This window comes from Oryzomonas rubra, from assembly GCF_008369015.1.
GTDB lineage: Bacteria > Desulfobacterota > Desulfuromonadia > Geobacterales > Pseudopelobacteraceae > Oryzomonas > Oryzomonas japonica.
Map to the genome: position 1 here is coordinate 244214 of NZ_SRSD01000001.1, position 26640 is coordinate 270853.

The 26640-nt window shown below is 57.9% G+C and carries 21 protein-coding genes; 10 read left to right on the forward strand and 11 right to left on the reverse strand.

The window, feature by feature from the left end; all coding sequences use genetic code 11:
• Positions 1-126: 126 nt before the first annotated feature.
• Positions 127-1071, forward strand: coding sequence for a class 1 fructose-bisphosphatase (locus ET418_RS01135; protein WP_149305736.1), 945 nt, complete (start codon positions 127-129; stop codon positions 1069-1071).
• Positions 1072-1103: 32 nt separating this feature from the next.
• Positions 1104-1418, forward strand: a complete 315-nt coding sequence (locus tag ET418_RS01140; protein ID WP_149305737.1) for a hypothetical protein — start codon at positions 1104-1106, stop codon at positions 1416-1418.
• Between the two features lie 78 nt (positions 1419-1496).
• On the opposite strand, the gene ET418_RS01145 is transcribed toward ET418_RS01140, so the two are convergent.
• Positions 1497-2543: an HD-GYP domain-containing protein gene (locus tag ET418_RS01145; RefSeq protein ID WP_149305738.1), complete on the reverse strand. Its 1047-nt coding sequence runs from the start codon at positions 2541-2543 to the stop codon at positions 1497-1499.
• Between the two features lie 179 nt (positions 2544-2722).
• Between ET418_RS01145 and ET418_RS01150 the strand changes: the two genes are divergently transcribed.
• From ET418_RS01150 to hisS, 4 genes are all read left to right on the forward strand, one after another.
• On the forward strand, positions 2723-2911 hold the full coding sequence (locus tag ET418_RS01150) for a hypothetical protein (RefSeq protein ID WP_149305739.1): 189 nt from the start codon (positions 2723-2725) through the stop codon (positions 2909-2911).
• A 230-nt stretch (positions 2912-3141) separates the two neighbouring features.
• Positions 3142-5553: a DNA internalization-related competence protein ComEC/Rec2 gene (locus ET418_RS01155; RefSeq protein ID WP_149305740.1), complete on the forward strand. Its 2412-nt coding sequence runs from the start codon at positions 3142-3144 to the stop codon at positions 5551-5553.
• Between the two features lie 93 nt (positions 5554-5646).
• Complete coding sequence (locus tag ET418_RS01160; RefSeq protein ID WP_149305741.1) at positions 5647-7008, forward strand: GGDEF domain-containing response regulator; 1362 nt, start codon at positions 5647-5649, stop codon at positions 7006-7008.
• 43 nt (positions 7009-7051) lie between these two features.
• A complete protein-coding gene (gene hisS, locus ET418_RS01165; RefSeq protein ID WP_149305742.1) occupies positions 7052-8296 on the forward strand; it encodes a histidine--tRNA ligase in 1245 nt (414 codons plus the stop codon).
• A gap of 36 nt (positions 8297-8332) precedes the next feature.
• Here the strand turns inward: hisS and ET418_RS01170 are convergent, their stop codons facing one another.
• From ET418_RS01170 to ET418_RS01200, 7 genes are all read right to left on the reverse strand, one after another.
• Positions 8333-8542 carry a hypothetical protein gene (locus ET418_RS01170; protein WP_149305743.1) on the reverse strand — a complete coding sequence of 70 codons (210 nt, stop codon included), beginning with the start codon at positions 8540-8542 and terminating at the stop codon, positions 8333-8335.
• Between the two features lie 77 nt (positions 8543-8619).
• A complete protein-coding gene (locus ET418_RS01175; RefSeq protein ID WP_149305744.1) occupies positions 8620-8901 on the reverse strand; it encodes a chorismate mutase in 282 nt (93 codons plus the stop codon).
• Between the two features lie 51 nt (positions 8902-8952).
• The gene (gene nadB, locus ET418_RS01180) at positions 8953-10554 is read right to left on the reverse strand and encodes an L-aspartate oxidase (RefSeq protein WP_149305745.1); all 1602 of its coding nucleotides are present in this window, start codon (positions 10552-10554) and stop codon (positions 8953-8955) included.
• A gap of 176 nt (positions 10555-10730) precedes the next feature.
• A complete protein-coding gene (locus ET418_RS01185) occupies positions 10731-12764 on the reverse strand; it encodes a bacteriohemerythrin (protein WP_149305746.1) in 2034 nt (677 codons plus the stop codon).
• 74 nt (positions 12765-12838) lie between these two features.
• On the reverse strand, positions 12839-15478 hold the full coding sequence (gene clpB / locus ET418_RS01190; protein WP_149305747.1) for an ATP-dependent chaperone ClpB: 2640 nt from the start codon (positions 15476-15478) through the stop codon (positions 12839-12841).
• Positions 15479-15572: 94 nt separating this feature from the next.
• Positions 15573-16733 (reverse strand): HD-GYP domain-containing protein, encoded by a 1161-nt coding sequence (locus tag ET418_RS01195; protein WP_149305748.1) that lies wholly within the window; start codon positions 16731-16733, stop codon positions 15573-15575.
• On the reverse strand, positions 16723-18897 hold the full coding sequence (locus ET418_RS01200) for a HEAT repeat domain-containing protein (protein ID WP_149305749.1): 2175 nt from the start codon (positions 18895-18897) through the stop codon (positions 16723-16725). Before ET418_RS01200 ends, ET418_RS01195 begins: the two co-directional genes overlap by 11 nt.
• 107 nt (positions 18898-19004) lie before the next feature.
• Between ET418_RS01200 and malQ the strand changes: the two genes are divergently transcribed.
• The 3 genes from malQ to pgsA all read left to right on the forward strand — a co-directional run bounded on the left by malQ (position 19005) and on the right by pgsA (position 21842).
• The gene (gene malQ, locus ET418_RS01205; protein WP_275937942.1) at positions 19005-20558 is read left to right on the forward strand and encodes a 4-alpha-glucanotransferase; all 1554 of its coding nucleotides are present in this window, start codon (positions 19005-19007) and stop codon (positions 20556-20558) included.
• A gap of 140 nt (positions 20559-20698) precedes the next feature.
• Positions 20699-21244, forward strand: coding sequence for a lytic transglycosylase domain-containing protein (locus ET418_RS01210; protein ID WP_149306063.1), 546 nt, complete (start codon positions 20699-20701; stop codon positions 21242-21244).
• A gap of 4 nt (positions 21245-21248) precedes the next feature.
• Complete coding sequence (gene pgsA / locus ET418_RS01215) at positions 21249-21842, forward strand: CDP-diacylglycerol--glycerol-3-phosphate 3-phosphatidyltransferase (protein ID WP_149305751.1); 594 nt, start codon at positions 21249-21251, stop codon at positions 21840-21842.
• A 178-nt stretch (positions 21843-22020) separates the two neighbouring features.
• Here pgsA and ET418_RS01220 read toward each other — a convergent pair whose 3' ends face one another.
• Both ET418_RS01220 and ET418_RS01225 read right to left on the reverse strand, forming a co-directional pair.
• A complete protein-coding gene (locus ET418_RS01220; RefSeq protein WP_149305752.1) occupies positions 22021-22680 on the reverse strand; it encodes a general secretion pathway protein GspB in 660 nt (219 codons plus the stop codon).
• 12 nt (positions 22681-22692) lie between these two features.
• Entirely contained in the window at positions 22693-24384 is a 1692-nt protein-coding gene (locus tag ET418_RS01225; RefSeq protein ID WP_149305753.1) for an ExeA family protein, read from the reverse strand.
• A gap of 145 nt (positions 24385-24529) precedes the next feature.
• On the opposite strand from ET418_RS01225, the gene ET418_RS01230 reads away from it, so the two are divergent.
• Entirely contained in the window at positions 24530-25567 is a 1038-nt protein-coding gene (locus ET418_RS01230) for a KamA family radical SAM protein (RefSeq protein ID WP_149305754.1), read from the forward strand.
• Here ET418_RS01230 and epmA read toward each other — a convergent pair.
• On the reverse strand, positions 25548-26456 hold the full coding sequence (epmA, locus tag ET418_RS01235; RefSeq protein ID WP_149305755.1) for an EF-P lysine aminoacylase EpmA: 909 nt from the start codon (positions 26454-26456) through the stop codon (positions 25548-25550). The two genes, ET418_RS01230 and epmA, sit on opposite strands and share 20 nt — an antisense overlap.
• Positions 26457-26640: the final 184 nt, after the last annotated feature.

A 26640-nucleotide genomic window follows, 5' to 3' on the forward strand; every position in this document is an offset into this window, starting at 1 on the left:
TTCCCTGGCTTTTTTGCCGCCAAGGCCCGGTTCGACAGGCTTTTAGTATTGCTAAAAACGGCTATTTACAGTATGGTTCCAACGTTGCAACATTCAAATAAACGAGACTCAAAGCGGAGGTCGGCAATGCCCAGCGAACCAGGAAAAACCAAATTTCAGATAGATCTGCGCGCGCATTTACGCGAACAGAACATCAGCGATAACTTGGTTCATCTGATCTGCGAAATCGCCGAGGCAAGCAAATATGTCATCAATGCGGTGCGCACCGGCGATCTGGGGGTTGCAGGAACCTCGAACCTCTATGGCGAAGAGCAGTTGGCCCTGGATGTGCTCTCCGATCGCATCATGCGCAAACGCCTGATCCATTCCGGCGTGGTGTGCAACATCGCTTCCGAGGAGATGGAAGAAATCTATCAGGTCACCAGTAATCCCCAGGGGATGTTTTCGGTGGCGTACGATCCCCTGGACGGCTCGTCGCTGGTGGATGTGAACCTGGCCGTGGGAACCATTGTCGGCATCTACCAGGGGTGCGACCTGCTCCAGCCGGGGCGTAAGATGGTCGGCGCCATGTATATCCTCTACGGACCGCGGGTTTCACTGGTTTACTCCATCGGCAAGGGGGTCTACGAGTTCACCATGAACCAGTTGATGGAGTTCACCCTGACCAAGGAGGATGTCCAGATGAAACCGAGCGGGGATATCTACGCCCCGGGCGGCCTGCGCAAAAAATATACAGAAGAAAATGAGCGTTTCATCCGCCATCTGGAGGATAAAGGCTCGAAATTGCGTTATTCCGGCGGGTTTGTGCCGGATATCAATCAAGTGATGATGAAAGGGAAGGGAATTTTTATGTACCCGGCCCTCACGGACAGCCCCAACGGCAAGCTGCGTCTGCTTTTCGAACTCAACCCGATGGCGTATCTCATCGAACAGGCTGGCGGAGCGGCCACCAACGGAAAGATTCCTATCCTGGACATCGTGCCGGATGGTCTGGACCAGCGCGCCCCGGTGTATATCGGGAGCCGTGAAGATGTGGAAAAGGCCGGCGAGTTCCTGAACGGTCACGCATAAAGTAAACGTACAGAGACAAGGGAGGACGGGTCGTGCCTGGCAAAGACGACATCGAGGAAAATGTAGCGGGGAAGCCGGTACAGCGGCTGTGCAGCGAAATCCAGTTGTTCGACCTGTGCGAACGGGAGCGGTGCGATTATAAGCAAGGCCGTTTCTGCACCAACGGTGAGCTGCTGATGCGCTTTGAGCGTATCTCCGAAAAAGACGACACGCGCCCTCTGGCGGTTGACTCCTACCGGTCCGAAGGTCAGGGGGACGGTGACGATCTGGATGAAGATGTCTATGGTGAAGGCGATACCCTGGACGACCGGGAAGACGATGACCTGGACGACTGGGAGGACGACTGAGCAAGAACGCTCGGTGATAGAGAAAAAAAGAGGGGGATGGCTCGTGCCGTCCCCCTCTTTTAGTAAAATATCATGGAATCAGATGAACTTTTTGCCGGAGCATTCTTCCCACTGGCTGCGGGTCAAGGAGAGGAAAAGGTCGGCAATGTCGGGGTCGAACTGACTGCCGCGGTGGGTGCGCACCTCGCTGCTCACGGCATCGAACGGGAGCGCCTTGCGGTAGGGACGGTCTGAAGTCATGGCATCCAGCGTGTCCACCACGGCAAAAATCCGCGAACCGATAGGGATCTGCTCACCCTTGAGCCCCTTGGGATACCCGGTGCCGTCAAAACGCTCGTGATGGGTGAGAATGACCTCTGCCGGACCTTTCAGAAAACCGATCTCGGATAAAATGGCATATCCCACCTGGGGATGGCGACGCATTTCTACCCATTCGCCGTCATCCAGAGGACCCGGCTTGAGCAGGATATTGTCCGATATGCCGATCTTGCCGATGTCGTGCAGCAGAGCCCCCTTGGCCAACTGCTCAAGATCGTTTCCATGAATCCCCAGCTTTGCGGCCATGAGTGAGGTGTAGTTCATCACGCGTTCCGAATGGGAGCCGACCTCCTTTTCCCGGGCGTCCAGCGCCCTGACCAGGGCGGTCAGGGTATGGTCATAAGCCTTGTGCAACTCATTCATGGTGCGGCGGATCTGCTCGGTCTGTTCCAATACCTTGAATTCAAGGCTGATCTGGTAGTTTTTCCTTTCGATGGCAAGATCGCGCTTTTCTATGAGATTTTTGACCGTCAGGAACACGCGGTTGATACTGAAAGGCTTGGATATGTAATCGTCCGCGCCGAGGTGGATGCACTCCAAAGCGGTGTTCATATCCGAGAGCCCGGTGACCATCAGGACCGCAATGTCGGCATCGACCTTTTTGATGTCCCTCAGCAGATCGACGCCGCTTCTGCCCGGCATCATGATGTCGGAGATAACCAGAACAATCGGATGCTCGCTCAGAATGGCGAACGCCTCATCCACATTGGATGCCAGATGGCAGGTATAGCCTTCCTGAAGAAGCGCCGAGGCGAGCAGTTCTCTGATCATTTCCTCGTCATCGACAATCAGAATGTGTTCATTCATGAAAGGTCTCCGTTCGTTTCTCTCCAGGGAGTGGCTCTGATGTGTTCGGTAACGATCTGCGGCAGCTGTACGGTTTCATGATAAGGTTCAGTCGTCCGATAGTCACCGTTTTCTGGGCTTTGCCTGTCTTGACTGGTAGGCCGAGAAACGGTTTGGAAGCGTGGAGCAACTCATAGAACATGCCAAACGTCATGGAAGCGTCGAACTGGGTAGCGGCCATCTGGCTGACGCTGCCGGATTCGATACAACGCAGGTTGGCCGTGGTAATGGCTTTGGTCAAGGAGTGCCGACGTCGTTGGCTGATCTCGGCACTCCGGCAGGAAGGCCCCAGCTCGGCGGCAGCCAAAAACATCGATTTTGTGGAATGAGGCTGATCAGGGATCATGGATCCTCATGACTTTCTTCGCACCGGTAGTATTCCCTTTTACATATCTACCATCCAATCGCCATGTTTTCAAGTGGGCGGCATAATATTGTATCTCTTGCGGTATTCTGGTATCGTTTTTTGCAGCTGATCCCTGCGGTTATTGTCATGGGTGTCGGAAATCCTCTCAGGAGATGAACCGATGTATTACCGCCCACATACAGTGCCCCCTCCATGCTCCGGCGCCATCCGCTCCTGATACCCTTCTGGGCGATGGCTGTCGGCCTCTGTCTGGCGGATAGACGTGCTATTGCCGTGCCGTTCAGCCTCTTGGCCGCGGTTTTCTGCTGTTTGCTGCTCAGTTGCCTGATAAAAAACACCATCGTCTATCTTCTCTGTACTGTAGCCTTCTTCTTTACCTTGGGGCTCCATGCCCTGGGGCCTTACACAAATCCTGCCATCCCGGCAAGCGATATACGCAATTTTGCCGCACGCACCCCGGCCATTGTGGAGGGGGTCATAGATTCACGGCCAACGGCCACCTCCCGTGGGAGCAGTTTTGTGCTGCGGGCTGAAGGGGTTTTCAGGGAAGGGGGCACTGTCCCTGCCTGTGGCAGATTGATGATTTCTCTCGATGGGGGGGACGTCACCCTGGCACGGGGCGACCGGGTCCGGTGCGCCGCGCGAATCGCACTGCCGCATCGGCTCGGGCTTCCGGGGGAATTCGACTATGCGCGTTACCTGGCCTATCAGGAAGTGGCGGCTACGGGGCGGGTCGCGACACCGGACGGGATTATCCTGATTCGCGCCGCCGCCGAAGATTCGCTCCTGAGGCGTATGGATCTCATCGCGCGCCGTCTCGGCGACTTCATCAGGATTGCGGTCCCGGACCGGGAGCGATCATCGGTTCTCATAGCCCTCCTGATCGGCGATCAGAAAGGTATCCCCGACGACCTGAACGACGCCTACACGAGGGCTGGCGTAAACCACATTCTCTCCATATCCGGGTTTCATGTGGGCATCATTGCCTGGTTCATGGTCATGGCAACCCTATTCCTGGCGACCCGCTCCGAATTCCTGGCACTCCGTCTCGACCTGCGTCGTACGGCGCTGCTGATCGCGCTGCCGGCCATGCTGGCCTATCTCTTTCTGTCCGGCGCGGCACCTGCCACCTCCCGTTCGGTCATTATGTTGGCGGCCTTTGTCCTGGCGCTCCATGCCGAACGTGAAAGCGATCCGCTCAATGCCTTGCTGCTGGCAGCCTTTCTCCTGGTCGTCCTTACGCCACCCAGTCTGTTCGATCTCTCCTTCCAGCTCTCTTTCCTGGCCCTGTGGGGTATCGTCATCGCCGCCCCGCCGATCATGGAGCGTCTCAGAGGAGTGACGAGGGGCTGGCAGCGTAACCTCGTGCAGTTTGTCGTCGTATCCTGCGCTGCGTCGTGCGCCACCATGGTCCCGGTTTTATTCTATTTCGGTCAAGCCTCGCTCAACGGCATCATCTCAAATTTTCTGATTGTACCGATCCTTGGCTATGGAGCGGTGTTGACCGGCTCCAGCGCCCTGCCGTTCGTCTATCTCTTTCCGCCCGCGGCCCGGGTGCTGTTGTGGTGTGCGGCACAACTCACGGCGCTCTCCAACTGGCTGGTGGCTTTGTTCGCACGGCTTCCGCTCTTTTCCTTTCACGGCATTAGCCGTCTGGACATGGCATGTTTTATCTGTTTCATGGTGTTGGTCACCTTCCTGCACCGCTCCCGAAGGACGTTCGCACTCTGTGCCTTGCCGCCCCTGGTGGCGGTTGCGGCGCACCTGAACACCCCTGCCGCGGCCGACGGACGTCTGCACATCACCATGCTCAGCGTGGGGCAGGGGGAGTCGCTACTGATCCGTTCGCCCAACGGCGAGACCATGTTGGTGGATGGGGGAGGGTATTTGTATGACAACGGCCGTGACTTTGGCCGTCAGACCCTGGGGCCGGCTCTGTGGAAGCTCGGCGTGCGCAGAATCGACCGTTTGGTGTTGACCCACAGTCACCCCGACCATATAGGCGGCATGCCGTTCATTGTCCGCACCTTTCCGGTGCGTGAATTCTGGGAACCGGTTCAGGGTGGCGTCGGCGACCAGTATGAGCAGTTGCAGGCAGTTCTGGGCGAGCGGCGCGTTCCGAGGCGGCGTCTGGCCGCCGGCGATGCATTCGTCTTTGGCGACGGCATCGAACTGACGGTGCTCTCTCCACCGCGCGGCGCTCTTCCCTGGCGGCCGTCCGATGACGAGATGGGAATGAACGATGAGTCGTTGGTTTTTCGACTCCGTTTTCGCTCGTTCAGCATGCTTTTCACCGGCGATGCCGGTTTCCCCGCCGAGGAGCGAATGCTGGCGGACAAGGACAATTTTGCCTCCACCGTACTCAAAGCGGGACATCATGGCAGCCGCTACTCCACGTCGGAGATGCTGCTCGACAAGGTATCGCCATCCGTGGCCCTGATCTCGGCCGGCCGGGGCAACAGTTTCGGACTTCCGGCCCGGCAGACTTTGGATCGCTTGGCGCGGCGCGGCATCCATGCCTGGCGTACGGACCGGGACGGCACCATAGAATTGACCAGCGACGGCGAGGGGTGGAGCGTAAAAGCCCCCTATGGCACGGAGTAATTGTACCGCAACAAGATAAAGCAATTTGACATGGCTTGCGTAAATGCGGTAAAGAGATACTAACAGTATTTTACGCATCCACGGGCCCACTTCATGGAAAGAATCCTTATTATAGAAGACGACCGTTTCTTTCGCGAGACCTTCTCAGACTTGTTGCAGAAGGAAGGGTATGACGTGGATTGCGCCTGCGATGGCGGCGAAGGGCTCGAGATGCTTGCCGGGGAACGCTACGATCTGGTGATTACCGACCTGATCATGCCCGAGGTTGACGGCATGGAGGTACTGTCCCGCGTCAAGGGTTCCAACCCCGATATTGACGTTATCATGGTGACCGGCAACACCGACCTGGAATCAGCCATTTTTGCTCTGAAACACGGCGCACGGGATTATCTGCTCAAGCCGGTCAATCCCGACGAGTTCCGTCATTCCGTCGCTCTGTGCATACAGCAGCGCAGGCTTTTGAACGAAAACGAAGAGCTCAAGAAGATGGTGAGTCTGTTTCAAGTCAGCCAGACCATCGCCAGTTGCCTTGAGTTGGAGCGGATCTACCATCTCATGGTCGAGGCGGTGGCGCGCGAGGTCGGCGTTGGCCGCTATCTTGGTTTTTTCCAGGCCGACAATCAGCTTGAACTGAAAGAGGTACGCGGGCTTACCTCCGATAGCGCCGAGCATTACCGCACGATTGTCCAGGCCGCGCTCCCCGAAAAACTGCCGACAAGCCACCAGATCGACATGCTCGCGCTTCCTGGCGAGGCGGACGACGAGATCGAGGGGGCCTGCCTGATATACGTTTGCAACCGGGGAATGCTCCACGGGGTGATCGTACTGTTCAATGAACCGGGACATCGTCTGCCCGATATCCAACGTGAGCGGAAAAACATCCTTTTCCTCCTGGAACAGTCTTCACAGGCCTTCGAGAATGCCGAAACCTATTCCCGGGCCAAGGATATGCTTTTCATCGACGACCTGAGCGGTCTGTTCAACCACCGCTACCTGGAGGTCGCCCTCAATCAGGAGTTGAAACGGGTCGAGCGCTACTCGTCGCATCTTGCCGTTCTGTTTCTTGATATCGACTCCTTCAAGAGCGTCAACGACACCTATGGCCATCTGGTCGGAAGCCAGGTGCTGCGGGAAATGGGTGCCCTGGCGCAAAAAACGGTGCGTGAGGTCGATGTGGTGATCCGTTACGGCGGTGACGAGTTCACGATCATCCTGGTAGAAACCGGATGTGATATTGCGCTCATGGTGGCCGAACGTATTCGGAAACGGATCGAATCCCATGTATTCCTTGCGCCGGAAGGCTACAATATCCGCCTGACCTGTAGCATCGGTTACGCCTGTTGCCCCGATGATACCCTGTCCAAGTATGAACTTCTGGAAATGGCCGACAAGGCCATGTACTCCAGCAAGTCCAGCGGCAAGAACTGCGTCAGCCATTTTTCATTCACTTCCTGAACCGTTTACATCATACGTTTATCTTACTAAACCGAGGATACCCATGTCCATTACGGCAATCAAAGGATTTAACGACATCCTTCCGACAGAATCGGAGCGATGGCAGTATATAGAACAGGCCGCGCGCCGCGTTTTCGAACTGAACGGTTTTTCCGAAATACGCGTGCCGATCATGGAAAAGACCGAGCTGTTCTGCCGCTCCATCGGCGACGCCACGGACATCGTCGAAAAGGAAATGTACACCTTTACCGACAAGGGGGATAACAGCATTACCTTGCGCCCCGAGGGAACGGCCAGCGTCATGCGGGCCTTTATCGAGCACAAACTCTATGCCCAGGACCCCGTGGCCAAGCTGTACTATTTGGGCCCCATGTTCCGTTACGAACGCCCGCAAAAAGGGCGCTACCGCCAATTCCACCAGATCGGCGCCGAGATCACCGGCGTCAACGCTCCCCTGGCCGATGCCCAGGTGCTGAACATGCTGGTTCAATTCTTTCGTGAGATCGGCCTGGACGAACCATCCCTGCAGATAAACTCCCTGGGGTGCCCCGAATGCCGGCCCGCTTACCGGGCCGCACTGGTGGCATTCCTTGAGGAACGCCTGGACCGTCTCTGCGAGGATTGCAAACGGCGCTTCACCACCAACCCGCTGCGCACCCTGGATTGCAAGGTGCCGGGTTGCGTGGAGGCCACAGCCGGCGCGCCTTCCATGCTGGATCATCTCTGCGGCGATTGCTCCGACCACTTCGCCAGCGTCAAACGCTACCTGGACTCCACCGCCACCCCCTACAACATCAACCCCCGCATGGTGCGCGGCCTTGATTACTATACCCGCACCACCTTCGAACTGGTAACCAGCCTGTTGGGGTCCCAATCGGCCGTGGCCGCGGGCGGGCGCTACGATGGCCTGATCTCCCAGTTGGGCGGACCGGCCATCCCCGGCATCGGCTTTGCCATCGGATTCGAACGTGTGGCCCTGCTCCTGGGAGACAAGGATTTTTCCCGCCAGCCGGACCTGTTCATTGCCACCATGGGGGCAGGGGAGCGTGATTTTGCCTTCCGGCTGATGCATGAACTGCTGCAGTCGGGGGTGCGGGTCGAGATGGATTACGAAGGCAAGAGCCTGAAGAGCCAGATGCGACGCGCCGATAAGCTGGGCGCGCGTTACAGCGTGGTTATCGGCGAGAACGAGGTTACTTCAGGCAAGGCATCATTCAAGCGGATGGAGGATGGGGAGCAGATAGAGGTCCCTCTGAAATGCGCTGATATCGTGAACATGACGGCATAACGAAACGGCGGGGTGACCCGCCGTTTTTATTTCCAATTAATCGTCCTTCTTGATTCGCACCACCTGGCTTACCCCTGGCATGGCCTCGATTTCGTGGTCGTTCAAGGTATCCGTATCGCCGATGACGCCGATGATCGTCCGGTTGGCCCCGGTTGATTGATGAATATCGAAGTCGCGGGTGATAAGGTATTCCTTTATCCGGTCAAGGGTGTCGTCGGGCGCGCGTTTTTTCATAATAATCAGCATATTAAACCAACTCCTTTCATCTGCCACCTTAAAGAACAATGCTGTTTCCGCACAGCTTGCATTCTGCGACGAAGCGGTTATGCCTTCTCTTCCGCATGCGACATGATGCGTTCCAGCCGACGCGATTCATCCACAACCCTCTCGAAAAGCCTCACAATTGCCCCATCGTCAAGGGGGCCGGGGTTCTCGTCCTTCATGCGGGCGAAGATGCGTTTTTCGCGACTCGGATCAAAGACCGGCAGACTCAGTCCCTTCTTGAGGTGGCCGATCTCCAGGGCGAGGCGGGCACGTTCGTTGAAGATGCGCAGCAATACGTCGTCCAACAGGTCTATCCTTGTGCGGATTTCATTGATATCCAATGGTTTCCCCCCAGTACCGAAGAATAAGAGACATTCCTGTTCGGCAAGAAATCAGAATTGCTTCTTGATGAACGAATCCTTTTTGCCATTGACATCATCCCGCTCCGGATAGTCGATATTGTAATGCAGGCCGCGGGATTCCTTGCGCATCTGGGCGCAGGTTACGATCAACTCGGCGACAGTAGCGATATTGCGCAACTCGATCAGGTCCGAAGTGACAATGAAATTCCAGTAGTACTCCTCGATCTCGTCCTGGATCAGTTTGATGCGCCGCATGGCCCGTTCCAACCGCTTGTCGGAACGGACGATCCCCACATAGTTCCACATACTGCGCCGGATCTCGTCCCAGTTCTGGGAGACCACCACCATCTCGTCGCTGTTCGTGGCGGTGCCCGAGTCCCATCTCGGCAACTCCGGATGACCGTTGGACAGCTTCTTCACCGCCTGGATGGCATGGCGATAGGCTTTGCCGGCATAGACCGCCGCTTCCAACAGTGAATTGCTGGCCAGGCGGTTGGCCCCGTGCAGCCCGCTGCAGGCGGCCTCTCCGATGGCATACAACCCGGGGATATCGGTCTGCGCGTCGGTGTTGACCGCCACGCCGCCGCACAGGTAGTGAGCCGCGGGCACCACCGGCAGCCATTCCTTGGTCATGTCCAGCCCGAATTCCATACAGGTTTGGTAAATATTGGGAAAACGGCTGCGCACGAAGTCCGCCGGTTCGTGGGTGATGTCCAGGAAGACGCAATCGTCGCCGCTGACCTTCATTTCGTGGTCGATGGCGCGGGCCACAATGTCCCGGGGCGCCAGGTCCTTGAGCTTATGGTATTTCTCCATAAAGGCCGTGCCGTCCCGACGCCGCAGGATGGCCCCTTCACCGCGCACCGCCTCGGAGATCAGAAACGACTTGGCCTGGGGATGGAAGAGGGTGGTGGGGTGAAACTGCATGAACTCCATATTCGCGATGGTAGCGCCGGCCCGGTAGGCCATGGCCACGCCGTCGCCCGACGCCACATCCGGGTTGCAGGTGTAAAGGTAGACCTTGCCGGCTCCGCCGCTGGCCAGCAGGGTGATCTTGGATGAAAAGGTCTTTACCTCGCCGGCGGTAATATCCAGGGCATAGGCCCCCAGACAGCGGTTCTGTTCCACGGGGCGGCGTTCGACCTTGGCTTGGGTGATCAGGTCGATGGCTATGTGATTTTCGTACACTCTGACATTGGGGTGCTGGCGGACCGCCTCCACCAGGGCCCGCTCTATTTCGCGGCCGGTGATATCCTCCGCGTGCAGGATGCGGCGGGCGCTGTGGCCGCCTTCGCGGGTCAGGTCGTAGGCTTGGCTACCGCTGCCGGTGGTGAATTTGACGCCCCATTCGATCAGGTTGCGGATGGTCTGGGGGCCTTCCTCGACCACCATGCGCACCACATCCTCGTGGCAGATGCCGGCCCCGGCCACTAGGGTGTCGTCAACGTGGGCGTCAAAGGAGTCCTCGGAGGAAAAAACCGAAGCAATACCTCCCTGGGCATACTTTGTGGCAGATTCGGAAATATCACGTTTGGTTACAAGGACGACGCTGCCATGGTCGGCAGCCTGGAGGGCAAAAGAGAGTCCGGCAATACCGCTGCCGATGACGAGAAAATCACTTTCGATAAGCATAACGCACTGTCCCTTCTGGTTTGTATACGCGAAATTTTTGAATTATTCTCCTGCGGGGAAACTTTGTCAAGCGGAGAGGGCCCAAACAATAAAAATGGGTACAACGAACAAAGCCGTACCTGGGTGAGCAGGTACGGCTTTGTTCCCGTGTCGGTATCTCTTTGAACGCCGATCTTTTATTTGAGCCCCTTCTTGTTCAGCTGGGGGCCGTAACGTTTGTCGAGTCCCTGGATATGGTTGACCAGCCAGCTTTTCAGAAAACTCATGACCTCCTGGCTCAGGGCTGTACCGGCCCGGTACTTGTTTTGAATATCCGCGACCTGTTGCACCAGGGCTTCATGGGTGCGCTTTTGCTCATCGTAACCAGCGTATCCCGCGTCTTGCATCAGGCGCTCCTCGTGGGAAAAATGGGTCTTGGTGTAGGCGACCAGTTCATCCAGAATGGTGCCGATGGCATCCAGGCCCCGGCCGGAGCGCATGGCGCCATACAGGTTGTTGATGATTTCGATCAGACGTTGGTGTTCCTTGTCCATGGCGGGGACGCCGACACTGTAGCTGGCGCTCCAGTTGATCAATTTGTCGGTTGCGGCAAGTTTGAACTGTCCCACCAGCCGTTGCAGTTCGTCCGAAAGCCGGGAAAGCTGTTGCGCGGTGGTGGAGGTGTTGCGGGCACCTTCCACCGTATTTTGGGCCACATTGGTGATCTGGTGGATATTGGTGCTGATTTCGCCGGTAGTGGCGGTCTGCTCTTCTGCGGCCGTTGCGATCTGTTGCACCTGTAGATTGACCGCATTGATCTCGTCCTGGATCTTCCGCAACGCTTCGCCCGAACGGGCCGCCTCTTCGGTCCCCTGCTCGACTTCGGCAACCCCTTCTTCCATGGCGGACACGGCGGTCTTGGTCTCCTGCTGGATGGCCTTGATCATTTGCCCTATCTCCCGGGTGGCCTTGGTCGTCCGTTCCGCCAAGGCACGCACTTCATCGGCCACAACGGCGAACCCGCGTCCCTGTTCCCCTGCCCGGGCGGCTTCGATGGCTGCGTTGAGCGCCAGAAGGTTGGTTTGATCGGCAATATCCTCGATGGTGCCGACAATCGCACCGATCTCGTCGGAGCGTTTTCCCAGGGCTTCCACGGTTGTGGCCGAAGACTGGACACGCTCGGCGATGCGGTGCATGACGGAGATCGAATTCTCCACCACACCGGCGCCGTGGTCGGCAGCCTTATTGGCACGCTGGGCGCTTTCCGCCGCAAGCTGGCAGTTCTGGGCAATGTCTCCCGATGTTGCCGACATTTCCTCGCTTGCGGTTGCAACGCCTATAGATTGAGCGGCAACCTCCTCAGCACCGAAGGCCATTTTTTCCGCATCGGACTGCATCTCCGACGAGGAGTTCGAAATCTGGGTCGACGAATCGGCCAGGGTGCCGATCATCTCCCGCAGGCTATTGACCATCTTCTCGAAAGAACGCGCCAGTTGGCCGACCTCGTCCTCGGAATCGATCTGGACCTGGACCCCCAGGTCCCCCGTGGCGACAAGCTCGGCGTCGGACGCCAGGCGGCGCAGCGGTGAGCAGATCACCCTGACGGTGACCAAAGCAAGCACGACGCCGACGATCAGCCCGAACATGACGAGCATGATGATCCAGGTGCGCGTCATGGAAGCCACCTGATGCACCTGTTTGACGCTGTTATCGGCTTTTTTCTGGTTGTAAACCTGCTGATCGCCCAGGATCTTATTTGCCTGATCGTACAGCTTCTTTCCCTCGCCACGGGTCTGTTTCTGTGCTTCCTCGAGGTTACCGGCCCTGATCAGGTTCAGCGCCTTATTGGCGGAAGCCGCATATGCCTGCCACACCGAGTCGAAGGTGGCAATCTGTTTCTTTTCTTCATCTGTCAGGTTAAGCTTGACATAACTTTCCCGTGCCGTTTTCAACTCGTCCTGCATCTTGACCATGCGGTCGTTGTAACGTTTGAAGTCCTCTTCCGTATTCGGCAGGTAAAACTGCAACTCGGAGCGCCGGTAGGTGTCCACGGTGTTCCGCATCTTTGCCAGCTGCGACACGCTGGGCATGAGATTCTGTCCCATGTCGTCGGCCACCCCGGTTACGCTGGAAAGTCTTACAATGGACAGGATGCCGACCAAGACCATCAAGACCAGGATCGCGGCGACCGTTCCGAGGATCTTGGTACCGACACTGACATTTTTGAACATGGGCTCTGTTCCTCCAGGCAACTCAAGTAAAAAACGGCAGACCAGATTGTATAACCATTTTTAAAAATATCAAATCAAATAGAAGGTAATGATTCGGAATCCACTTCGCTTTCCCCGCTGACATCCAAGGCGCCATCCTTGACCTGCACCCGCAGTTTGCTCCCCTCCGCCACATTACCGGCAATGATGGCGCGCGCCACCCGGGTCTCCAGCTCCCGCTGCAGGTAGCGCTTGAGCGGCCGGGCGCCGTAGACCGGGTCATAGCCGGCCTGGGCGATGAAGCGCTTGGCCTCGTCGGTGATCTCAAGGGTTATGTGACGGTCCTTCAGTCGTTCCTTCAACTGCTCCGCCAGGAGGTCGGCGATGCGCACCACCTCATCCAGGTGTAACGGCTTGAAGAGTACGATATCGTCCACGCGGTTCAAAAATTCGGGACGGAAACTGGTGCGCAGTTCGTTCATAACGGCCTGGCGGGCGTCTTCCCGAATATCCCCGTCGGGGGTGATGCCCTCCAGCAGGTATGGGGCACCAATGTTTGAGGTCATGATGATGACCGTATTCTTGAAGCTGACCATGCGTCCGTGGCTGTCGGTGACCCGGCCATCGTCCAGGATCTGCAGCAGGATATTGAAGACGTCGGGATGGGCCTTCTCGATCTCGTCGAACAGAAGAACGCTGTAAGGCTTGCGCCGGACCGCCTCGCTCAACTGCCCCCCCTCCTCGTACCCCACATAGCCGGGAGGGGCACCGATGAGGCGCGATACGGCGAACTTCTCCATGTATTCCGACATGTCGATGCGCACCATGTTGTCTTCCGAGTCGAACAGGGCAGCGGCCAGGGTGCGGGCAAGTTCGGTCTTGCCGACCCCGGTGGGTCCCAGAAAGATGAACGAACCGATGGGACGCCGCGGGTCCTTGATGCCGGAACGAGCGCGCAGCACGGCATCCGTCACTAGCCGGACCGCTTCGTCCTGGCCCACCACCCGTTGATGAAGGATATCCTCCAGGCGCAGCAGTTTTTCCCGTTCCCCCTCCACCAGTCTCGTAACCGGGATACCGGTCCAGTGGGCCACGATCTCGGCAATTTCGTCTTCGGTGACCTCCTCCCTCAGCAGTTTCTGCCCCCCCTGCTTTTCGCTCAGGGCTGCCTCTTCATTCTTCAGAGCGGTTTCCAGCCCCGGCAGTTCGGAATATTTGAGCTTGGAGGCCTGCTCCAGATTGTAGGAGCGCTCGGCCTGTTCAATGTCGCGGCGAGTTTTCTCGATCTGCTCCCGCAACCCCTGGATGCGCTGGATGGCTAATTTTTCCGTGTCGTAGCGGGCCCGCATGACAGAGGCCTTCTCCCGGTCAGAGGCCAACTCCTTGCGAAGCGCCTCCAACCGCTCCCGGCTGGCTGGGTCCTTCTCCTGTTTCAGAGCCTGTTCCTCGATCTCCAACTGCATGACCCTTCGGGATATGGTATCCAGTTCGGAGGGGAGCGAGTCGATCTCGGTGCGGAGCATGGCACAGGCCTCGTCCACCAGATCGATAGCCTTGTCCGGCAGAAACCGTTCGGTGATGTAGCGGTTGGAGAGGGTGGCGGCCGCCACCAGGGCGTTGTCCTGGATCTTGACCCCGTGATGCACCTCGAACCGCTCCCTGAGCCCCCGCAGGATGGAGACCGTGTCCTCCACCGAGGGCTGCTCCACCAGGACCGGCTGGAACCGGCGTTCCAGGGCGGCATCCTTCTCGATATGCTGACGGTACTCGTCAAGGGTTGTGGCGCCGATGCAGTGCAGTTCACCCCTAGCCAGCATCGGTTTCAGCATGTTGCCGGCATCCATGGCGCCTTCGGCCTTGCCGGCCCCCACGATGGTGTGTAGTTCGTCGATAAAGAGGATGATGCGTCCCTCGGCCTCCTTGACCTCGTTCAGGACCGCCTTGAGGCGCTCCTCGAATTCGCCGCGGTATTTGGCCCCGGCCACCAGGGAGCCCATATCCAGGGCAAAGACCGTCTTGTCCTTGAGCCCCTCGGGCACATCGCCACGCACGATACGCTGGGCAAGGCCCTCGACGATGGCGGTCTTGCCGACCCCCGGCTCGCCGATCAGCACCGGGTTGTTCTTAGTCTTGCGCGACAGGATACGGATTACCCGACGGATGTCCTCATCCCGGCCGATGACCGGATCGAGCTTGTCGCTTCTGGCCATTTTGACCAGATCGCGGCCGTACTTTTCCAGGGCCTCGTAGCTGGCCTCCGGGTTGGCGGAGGTCACCCGCTGGTTGCCGCGCACGTCGGTCAGGGTTTTGAGAAATTTTTCCCGGTCGATGCCGGCCTGCTTGAGTATCCGGCCGGAAGGGAATTTGTCCCCTTCACCCAGAAGCGCCATGAAGAGGTGCTCTACTGAGACATACTCGTCCTTGAGCCGCTTGGCCTCGTTCTCGCCGGCAACCAGGATGCGCGACAGCCGCTGGGAGACGTAAATCTTACCCGGCTCCGCTCCAGGGCCCGAGACGTGGGGGCGGCGGTCCAGTTCCGCCTCAACCTCCTTTTTGATCGTTTCGGGGCGGATATCCATCCGGGTCAGCAGGCGGGGCACCAGACCATCCTGCTGTTCCAGCAATGCCCAGAGCAGGTGTTCGCCGTCCACCTCCACATGGCCGCTGGTTACAGCCTTGTTCTGGGCCTCTGCAAAGGCTTCCTGGGATTTTTGCGTCAAACGGTTAAAGTCCATGATTCGTTCCTTCGGATAGAAATGGAATGTGCTGCTCTCTACATAGTTTTAGGTAAGCACGGAAGCGGGGAATGTCAAGAAGGGGAGGGGGAGATTACGAGGAACGACGCGCATCAACCATGCGCTTGAGTATATTCAGAAAATTTCGGGCCAGGAGGGGGTGAAAATCGCTCCCGGACCTGTCCATGATCTGGCCGACGATGGTCCGCAGGTCCACCGGGGCGCGGTACGGGCGCCGGGTCCGCATGGCATCGAAGAAATCGGAGATCATGGTGATCTGGCTGCATAGATTGAGGCGTCCCCCTTCAGGCGCAGCGGGATAGCCGGAAAAATCGTATTTCATATGATGCTCGTAGGCGGTCACCACCGCCAGGCGGGGAACGCCGGGAACTTCCAGGAGATGCCGGGCGCCCCGCACCGGGTGCTCCTCCAACAGTTTGAACTCCTGGGGGGTCAGTTTGTCCTTCTTGATGAGAATCTCCTCGGGAATGAAGAGTTTGCCGATATCGTGCAGCATGGCGGCAATGCCGATGTCGTGCAGCATCTGTCCCTCGATGCCCAGGGACATGGCCTGGGCCAGATTGAGGATGCAGACATTGGCGGAATGGGTGAAGGTATACTCCTCGTCGCTACGCATGGTTGCCATGACCAGACGGGATTCGCCCTCCTGCCGGAAGGCGGTGATAAAACCGGACACGATCTCGACGATACCGGTCACCTTCATCTTCTGCTTCTTTTTCAGCGCCCTGTAGATCTCTGTGAAACGGGCCAACTCTTCAGCCGGCATGTCCTGCAGGGGAATCGGGCCCTGAGCGCCGTCTCCGTCGGGCGAAGCGGCATATCCGCCGCCGCTTCCCTCACTGAGTTCCACTTGGCCGAAACGGATGTGTTCGCTGGAGGTTAAAGCTGCTCTCCCCATTTCCTGACTGGCTAAAGCAGCGATGAGGGTGGTGATCTCCTCGCGCTCAAGCCCCTCGATGAATTTCACATGACCGACCCCCCTGGATTTGAGTACCTCGGCAAATCGGTTCATGAAGAGGCTGAAGGAGGGCGGTTCGCCGTTGATAATCAGCTCATCCTCGATAACCGTTAGCGATATCTGCCGGGAGATGCCAAGGGCCGCGCTGATGCCTTTAAAGGCCGATTCGGCCAGACGGGCCACCTGAGGATGCCCCATGGTGTAGAGCGCGGCATTGGCGGTTGCCGAGAGTAGCGAGCGGATGGATTCCTGTATGATGAGGCTTTCACTGTCCATCGGATTTCATCCTAACGGTCCGTAGGGACTCTTCGGCCTGCCGCGCCAATTCGTCGCTCCCCTTGGCGATCTTTTCCAGGATCGGCAGGACGCTGGGAGGGGGATACCCTTCAAGGGAACGGACGATATCGAGCTTGAGGCGGGTGAGCGCCTTGGCCCGGATCAGGTTCACGGAGCCCAGAACCTTGAGTAATTCGGGGAGGGCCTCCTCCCGCCCCATCTCTTTCAGGGAGGCAATGGCGGTACTTTTCAGCTCGAGATCCAGTTGCGAAAGACCGCTTTTGGCGACAATTGCCAAAAGTTTCCTGAAGACATCAGGGGAACGGCTCTTCTCGGCCATGCCGATGGCCGCAAGCCGGACCTCCTTGTCGTTGCTTTCCAGGTCCCGCAGAAGCTGGCGTTCCGCAACCGGATCGTTATAGGAGAGCAGGGTGCGCAGGGCATCCTGCCGGACCTTGGGATTCCTGCTCATAACCAAGGGCCGGATGTGGGGGACGATTTCGGGATCGTCCAGGGAACGCAGCATGATGAGCAAATTGCGCAGATAATACCAGCGCTGGTCGTCAAGGCGCGCCAGGATCGACTCCTTGGCGGCAGGGCCGAATTCCAGGAGGCAATCCATCATGAAACGCCGCAACGACATGTTTTCTTCCTCGGCCAGACTATCCAGGAGCGGCCCGATGAACGGGGTTCCGATCGTTTCGACCAACAGGCGGATGTCCTCAAAGCGGCTTTTGCCCCAGGTGGTAAGACCATTGAGAACCTCTTCCAGGAAATCGCGGCGGCAAAATCGTTCCGTGAGGTGCTCCCTGAACGCCGGAGGAAGGGCCGGGGAGTTTGCCTGCTCAATGATCCCGAGCAGTTGATGGTAATCGCCGGTCTGGAGCAGATACCCGCACATATCCCCCAGGTTCTGGGCGAGGCTCTCCGTTTCCGCCGGGTCGTCCGCGGCAGTCACGAGACGCAGAATAATCTGGCCGACGCAGTTCTCCAGCCAACCGGCCTGCATGGTTTCCCGCAAGAGGCAGAGTTCTTGGCGGGAGGAGGGTAACGCCACGCCGGAAGAGGGACGTGGCAGAGCCGTCACCCCATCGTTCTGGGATCTCGGTTCCTCCGCAGCATGTTCGCTGAAGATGATGCGTAATTTTTCCTGTGCATTTGGGGAAAAGGGCAGCGAATCGTGGGCCCCGCTGGCCGAGTGCAGGGACAACCGTTGCAGGAGCGTCATGATTGCCGGCGAAACAGTGACCCTGTTGCTGCCGATATCGTCCAGAATTCCTGCAATCACATGGTCTGGCATGTGCCCGAGGATGTCTTCGAGTGCTGAGTGTGTACCCAACACGCCGATATCGAAGGATTTGGATAGGAATGTGCGACGGAGGCCGGGGTCCAGGTTTGCCACAAAGGCTGCAATCCGGCTACCGGGAATGTGACGGTTGGTGGCATCTTCCCGGCCCCCCTCTTCCGGTTCGATCAGGTCGGCGAAGATGTCGATGTACTCGTCATCCTCTCTGGCACCCGATTCGCGGTACCGGCGGTTCAATGCCTGGGCCAGCTGTTTCGGGTCAATCCCGGCCGCATCGTCCGCATCGCCGAAGCCGAGCGAACCTCCCAGCAATCCGCGGGCAAACCGTTCCCAGAGCCCTTCGCCGGATTGTTCCATCTTCAAGGAGCCGGTCAGGGCATCATCATCGGTGGCGCTGAACAGGTCATAGCGGATGGCGCGCATGTCAAGGGCGGTGATGTGCGACTGTTCCCAGACCTTTTCGATCCCACCCTGAGCGCTGAGTTCCTCCCGTTTGAGTCCCAGAATCAGGTTAAAGCTCCTGAGTTCTTCGACGTTCAGGCCCTTGTGAAAGATCAAGGCGCCGATGCCGTGTTCGAAAAGCGCGCCGGCAAAATCGCGAAAGACCAGATTCGATTTGTCGAGGGAGGCGTTTTCCACCAGCAGGGCATTTTTTGCGGCGGCAATGACGATTTCGTCATGCGCATTCATTAATTGTGCATACAGAGCAACCACCTTGTTCAAGGAGGCGTTGATGATAGGGTGTCCGGCGGGATAGGACTTGAAATAACGGAGCGAGATATTGAGCTCGATGATCAGGGACGCCAGAAGTTTGGTATCGATAGCGCGTGCCGGTATGTCCAGGGGTTGCTTATTCATGAGGACCGTAGAAGATGATAGTGAAATGTTTACTCTTTGTAGAACTATACCCGAAATATGCCGACAATTGAATTGTATTTTAATGCTTGGCAATATATTGATTTTATTTGCAAAGTCATGTTGTATGTGGCTTAATCGCACCAATACGCTTCAGGGGGCACACAATGCTGAAGAGACGGAGTTGCGGGGTCCTGCTTCATCCAACGTCGCTTCCAGGACACGACGGCATCGGCACGCTGGGAGACAATGCGCGAAAGTTCGTGGATTTATTGTCAACCATGGGGATGAGTTACTGGCAGGTGCTCCCCCTTACCCCGCCCGCCTGCGGCAACTCCCCCTATTCATCATTGTCGGCCTTTGCCGGCAACCCCCTCTTGCTGGACCTCCATCAGCTTGCCCAGGAAGGCGACCTGCCGCTTGAGGTGGCCTGCAGCCTCTTTCCCAAAGAGCGGGTGGACTATGGCGGCGTTTCCGATGTGAAGCTCGGCCTGCTCCATCAGGCCGCGGCAACCTTCCTTGCCGCCGAAAGAAGCTCTCGGACCGAGGAGTTCTGGCATTTCTGCAATACGACACCCTGGTTGCACGATTTTGCGCTCTTCATGGCGCTCAAACAACATTACAAGGGGAAAAGCTGGCAGAAATGGCCCAGGGAAGCGGCGCTGCCGACGGCGGAAACCTATGAAAAGGCTTCGCTGAAGCTGGGGCCTGAAATTGGAGCCCAAAAATATCTGCAGTGGCAGTTTTCCCGCCAGTGGCAAGCTTTGCGGTCATATGCCGCAAGCCGGGGGGTCTCGTTTATCGGCGACATACCTATCTTTGTGGCCTATGATTCGGCAGATGTCTGGCGCAACCGCGACCTCTTCCTGCTTGACGGCCAGGGCAAACCGACCGCCGTGGCCGGCGTACCGCCCGATTATTTCTGCAGGACCGGCCAACTCTGGGGTAATCCGCTTTATGACTGGGAAATATTGGAGCGGCAGGGATTCAACTGGTGGGTCGAACGTTTCCGCCATGCGTTTGCGCTGTTCGACGGCGTGCGCATCGATCATTTTCGCGGTTTTGAGGCGGCTTGGCAGGTGCCGGCCAATGAACACACGGCAGAGCGGGGCGTATGGGGGGCCGGGCCGGGCGGACGCCTGTTCGAGGCGGTTCGGTCGGCACTGGGAGAGTTACCGATTATTGCCGAAGATCTGGGTGTCATCACCCCCGAGGTTGAGGCATTGCGTGACCGTTTCGGCTTTCCCGGCATGAAGATCCTGCAATTTGCTTTTGATTCCGGTCCGGCCAACCCCTACCTGCCCCACAATTGTGTCAAAAACTGTGTTGTCTACACCGGCACCCACGATAACGATACGACCCTGGGATGGTATTCCAGCCAGGATGAACACCACCGTAACCTGGTACGGGACTATGTCGGCTCGAACGGGCGCGATATTGTTGCGGATATCATCAGGATGGCCCTGATGTCCGTAGCCGATACTGTTGTCATACCGTTCCAGGATATCCTCGGCCTGCCGGGTACAGCCCGCATGAATCTTCCCGGTACGGCATTCGGAAACTGGGAGTGGCGTTTTTCCTGGGATATGATCCACCGGGGCTTGGCGGGCGAGATGAACAGCCGGCTGGAGCGCTACGGCCGACGGCGCGGGAGCATGTCGTGACCGGTGCCATGTCGATTTATTCTTGAACAATTCATACTTATTTGGGATTATGAAAAATTATGCGACTTGATCGAATCATCAGCAGGAAGAGGATAGCCCTCTGTGTAGTGGCAGGACTGTGGTTCGCTAAGCTCCCGGTCATGCCCGCCCATGCCGATATCTACCGCTATGAGGATGCGGAAGGGATCGTCCACTTTACCGATGCCCCCACGGACAAACGCTTCAAGGTCTTCATGCGCGACCTCAAAAAGGACCGGCAATTGCGCACAAAATTGAAATTCGCCGCCTCGGTCAACCCGGCGGAATACGATCATATCATCAAGACCTATGCGGATAAATACGGTGTCAACCAGTCACTCATCAAGGCGGTCATCCATGCCGAATCCGGATACAACCCCAACGCAGTTTCTCCCAAGGGGGCCAGCGGCCTGATGCAACTCATGCCGGGAACCGCCAAATCCCTCAAGGTCAGCAACAGCTTAGACCCGAAGGACAACGTGGAAGGGGGGGTGAAATACCTCCGTTTTCTGCTGGATACGTTCCGCGGTGATGTTTCCCTGGCCGTGGCCGCTTACAACGCCGGACTGAACAAAGTGGCCCGATACGGGGGCATCCCTCCGTACGCCGAAACCCGCACCTATGTCAACCGGGTGCTATCCTACATGCAATCCTATCAGGCGAACTGAATCCATGACGACGCGCACCTCCCATCCCATACTCAATATCCCCAATATCCTGACCATGCTTCGGATCGCTGCCATTCCGCTCATGGCGTTTCTGCTCCTTGTGCCGGACAAGCAGGCGGGTTTCTGGGCCGCGGCGGTTTTTGCCCTGGCGTCCATCACCGACTGGCTGGACGGTTACTTGGCGCGACGCATGGGGATTGTCACGGTGTTCGGCAAATTTCTCGACCCCATCGCCGACAAGTTGATCGTGATGGCGGCCCTGATCATGATCCTCCCCTTTGGGAGGGTTCCCGCCTGGATGGTGCTAGTGGTTTTGGGACGCGAAATCATCATTACCGGACTGCGGGGGATTGCCTCGAGCGAGGGGATCGTCATTCCTGCCAGCGATCTGGGCAAGTTCAAGACGATCTTCCAGATCGTGGCTATTCTGGGGTTGGTGCTGCATTACGATTACAACTGGCTGTTCGGGATCGACAACCCGTTGGTGCATGTCAACATGCATAATGTGGGGATGTTTTATCTCTGGATCGCGACCCTGCTGACCATTTGGTCGGGGGTGGACTACCTGGTGAAATTTGTCAGGGTGATCGTGCGCTGACGGGGATAAACCGGAAAACGCCCCGTTCTGCTACAGAACCGCGAAGACACAGGGGAAATCACAGAGTTTTTTCTGCTCGTCTCAAATCTGGAATGATGAGGGAAGTGGGACCGGAGTATCGTCGCTACCCCTTTGAAATATGTAACTCCGTGCCTCTGTGGCGCATGCTTTTTCCGGGTTAATTGGACTTGCCCAGGGGGACATCGAACTTCTCCCCCCCATAGCTGAACCGAATGTGATCCTTCCCGATATCTTCGACCTTTACCCCTTCAACCGTTGCCCCAACAAAGACCGTGTTCCCGTTGACCACGGCAAGGCTGTCGGCGCTGCCGAAATGGTAAGCGATACCGTCCACCCTGAGGGTGGGGATACGCCTGGACGGCGCTGACGGCACGGTAACGACCGGCTGCGCCACGGCTGACGGCTGCGCATGTCCCGCTGTTGCGGGCATGGCGGCACGGGTATGTTTGGGAGGCTTGGCATGGGGCACGGCCACGGAAACCGGGACCGGTGCATCTTGTGCCTGACGGCGCGGCCGGCCGGCCGGTACGACCTTCCCCGGGTCTTCCGTAACAGCCGCCCTGGGGGGGATGGTGCGCTCCGGCGACGGGACATTGGGTGCTGCGGTGCCGGCCGGATTGGCCCCGCGCTTCACATACAGGTACGTAAACAGGGAACCGCAGATAAAGAACAGAACCGCCAGCAGGGTAACGTTGCGATAGGGGAACCGGGACGAGCTGCCGCCGCGCAGGATCTCCGTATCGATCTTGAGGGCGTCCGGTGTCCGGGCCGATTTTTCTTCTTCCAGCTTTTTCAGCGCTTTGAGAATGGAACTCATCTGTTTACCCGATCAATTTCCCTTAAGGGAAGGGATGTTGGCGTTTTTATCGTACGACACAAGCGCAGCCAGGGTCAGTTCCCCCACCAGATCGTCCACGGTGATGCCGTGAGAGTGCTGAAACTCCCGCACGGCCGCGGCGGTTGCATCGCCGTAGATGCCGTCGAACGGCCCATGGTACGCCCCGGCTTGTTTGAGGAGCCGTTGCAGGGTTCCTATTTCATTCCGACGTTCTCCGGGCGTAATCGTGACCGGAACGCGGCCGATATTTTTCCAGACAAGATAGAAGGTCCCGTTTACCAGGGAGGCCAACTCCTTCTTCTCGATAGTGCCCTTGCCGAACAGGGCGGGGGAAACGGTGACGCCATCGCCGCGAACCGCTGTCACGGCAAGACAGTAGGGCCCCAATTCACCCGATACCCTGGTGACCGCCAGGAAGGGAAGACCAAAACGGATAGCCTCGTCAAGCGTTCCCTTGAAGAGGGTCAGGCGCAGTCCCCGCTTGGCGGCAAGACGCGAAAAGGTATCCGGGGTTGTCAGCCGGACACCGACCGCGTCGTAGGATTGCCCCCGCCACCGGCCGATGAGGGCATTCAGAGCATGCAGATGGGTGCTGACCTGATCGTAGGAGAGGAGTTCCTGCTCCACGCTGGAGATCCGGCGGGCAGCCGCTGCCGATAGCGGTGGTGCCTTGACGAACGAACCGCCTGCTTTGGCCGGTGTCTTTGCATCGGGCGGCTCCGTCGGTGCCGGGGCAGGGGAGCGGGACAGCAGGCTCTGCCCCACGTGCAAAAGGCGGCCGGACTGCCACTGTGCAGCCCAAAGCGCCAGGAACACTACTATAATGACGGCAGCGATCATCGTTGCCAGGTGCCGTGGCGCAAACCGATTCCGCGGCAGATTGAGAATCTCCCTGATGGCTCTGCTGATGATGCCGGCGCTGATGTCCCGGCGCTCGTCACCGTAGGCGATCAGGAGAGCCCGGTCGCAGAGAATGTTGATCATGCGGGGGACGCCGCGGGTATAGAGATAGATGTATTTGATGGCGTAACGGCTGAAGGGAACCCCTCCGCTCTCGCCGGCCACCTCCATGCGATGGCGGATATAGGCGCGGGTTTCATCCATGCTGATCGGGCTGAGCCGGTAGCGAACGGCGATTCGCTGATTGATCTGACGCAGTTCCGGTTTGGACAACAGGCGTTCCAACTCCGGTTGCCCGGCAAGGATGATCTGGATGAGCTTATCATCCTCGGTCTCCAGGTTGGAGATCAGCCGGATCTGTTCCAGGGTTGCCGGGTCGAGGTTCTGTGCCTCGTCGATGACCAGAACAACGGTCCTGCCGTTGGTGTTTTCCTCCAGCAGAAAACGGTTCAGGACCGCCAGGAGTTCATTGGCGTAGTGACTGCTGGCGTCGATACCGAACTCGTTGTTGATGCTGCGCAGCAGTTCCACGCCGGTCAGGCTGGGGTTGAAGATCAGGGCTGTCCGGTAGTTCTTGTCCTGAAGCTGCCCCAACAGGGTGCGCAATACCGTGGTCTTGCCGGTGCCCACTTCGCCGATCAGCTCAATAAAGCCGTAATGGCTGTTGATGCCGTACAGAAGATGGGCGAACGCTTCCTTGTGATGTTTGCTGAGGAAGATAAAACGGGGATTGGGCGTCAGGGTAAACGGTTTTTCTTTGAATCCGAAATATTTGGTGTACATGGATACCGCCGTCGTGCAGCACAACAGATGATTTTAATCTGTTGTATATTTCACATAATATGGTTATTTTCAAGACAATTCGGTCTTGCAGACGGATTGCCGTTCCCCGCGAATCGATTCAACCTCAACCGGAAAGTACAATCTCATGAAATACATCAACTACTCAAGTGTAACCATTGACAAACTCAAGATAAATAAATCACAACTCCCGGCTATACGGTCGGTGGCGGTCCGCTATCCGTTCCTGGTCTCCTCATCCTATGCCGGACTGATCCAAGAGCCGGGCGATGCCATCTGGCGCCAGTGCATCCCGGATGTGCGGGAGCTCGAGGATGACGGCCAGCTTCCCGACCCGTTGGCCGAGGTGTCCCTCAGCCCGGTCCCCGGTTTGATCCATCGCTACCCCGACCGGGTCGTGTTGCTCGTATCGAACCGCTGCCCGGTGTACTGCCGTTTCTGCATGCGAAAGCGCCATGTGGGGTGCGGGGATCAACCTCCCGACAATGAGCGCTTGGAGCAGGCAATGGCCTATATCGGGGCGACCCCGGCCATCCGGGATGTGACGCTTACCGGTGGCGACCCGCTCATGCTCGACGATGCTTCCCTGTACGACATCCTCACCCGTCTGCGCGCCATCGCACACGTTGGCATAATCCGCATCGGCACCCGCATGCCGGTCACCCTGCCGGAGCGCGTGACTCCGGAGTTGTGCGCCATGCTGAAGCGTTTTCACCCGCTCTACGTCAACACCCATTTCAACCATCCCGCAGAGATCACCGCCGCATCGACGGCTGCCTGCGGCCTGCTGGCGAATGCCGGCATCCAGATGGGCAATCAGACGGTGCTCCTGAGGGGGGTCAACGACGACATAGCGACCATGCGCGAATTGATGACGGGACTGCTGGGCATCAGGGTGCGGCCATACTATCTTCACCAGATGGATCTGGTCAAAGGCACGGCTCACTTCCGCACGCCCCTGGCCAGCGGTCTTGAGATCATCAAGGCGTTGCGTGGTCATATCTCGGGCTTGGGGGTTCCCCACTACGTGATCGACCTGCCGGGGGGCAAAGGAAAGGTTCCCCTATTGCCCGATCAGTTTGAGCGGGACGGTGACGTGGTATTTCTGACCACCTACCGTGGCGAGCGGGTTGCCTACCGCGACATTACAACTCCTCCGGCGTAAAGGCGACAACATCGTCGATTTTGTCCGCGTCGGCGCAGAGCATGACCAGCCGGTCGATGCCCAGGGCAATTCCGGCGGCAGGCGGCATATCCCCCAGATCGGCCAGAAACGGTTCCGGGAGGGGGAGGGGCGGGAGCCCGGACCGGAGCCGTTTGTCGTTGGCCTCCAGAAAGCGGGCCCGCTGTTCCCGGGGATCGTTCAGCTCGCTAAAACCATTGGCAAGCTCCAGGCCGCCGGCGTACAGCTCGAACCGCTCCCCGACTGTCGGGTCGCCCGGTTTGAGGCGGGCCAGAGAGGCCGCTTCGGCCGGATAATCCATCAGGATGGCCGGCACATCCTGCGGCAAGGCCGGTTCTATGGCGGTAACCATGATCTCGTCGAATGTGCCGTCATGGAGAGCCGCCTCCATGGTTGTTCCGCCGAAACGCTCGAACGCCTCGCGGACCGTTATCCGCCCGACGCCGTTATGTACCTCGATCCTGCGTCCCTGGTACGACAGTGTCGTCCCCCCGCTCATCGTTTCAACCACAGATTTCAGCAACTCCTCGCAGTCTCTCATGAGAGCGAAATAATCGCTATCGGCCCGGTACCACTCCAGCATGGTGAATTCCGGCACATGCCTCCTGCCACGTTCATCGCTTCGCCAACAACGGCAGATTTGGAAGATATTCCCATACCCGCGGCACAAAAGCCGCTTCATGCAGATTTCCGGCGAGGTTTGGAGGTGGCAGGCATCGGACCGATAGGGCTCGATATGCTCTTCGGGGGCGTTGGCCGGAATACGGTGCGGGGTCTCGACCTCCAGAAATCCGCGTGAACGGAAAAACTCCCGGATAGTTTGAATTACGCGGGCCCGCAGGTGGAGATTAGCCAGACGAGATGACGACATGATCCATCCTTTTTGTGGAATCGGTTAGGCCACAAGACTAGCACAGCCCGCCCAACAAGCTCAACCGGTCATTCGATACCGTAAACACCAGCAATCAGACAAAGTGACATTTTTACATGCATTTAGCTTGAAATGCCGTCATTTCTAGTATAATTTCTCATTAGATTGTGTGGGCCAGGTCACC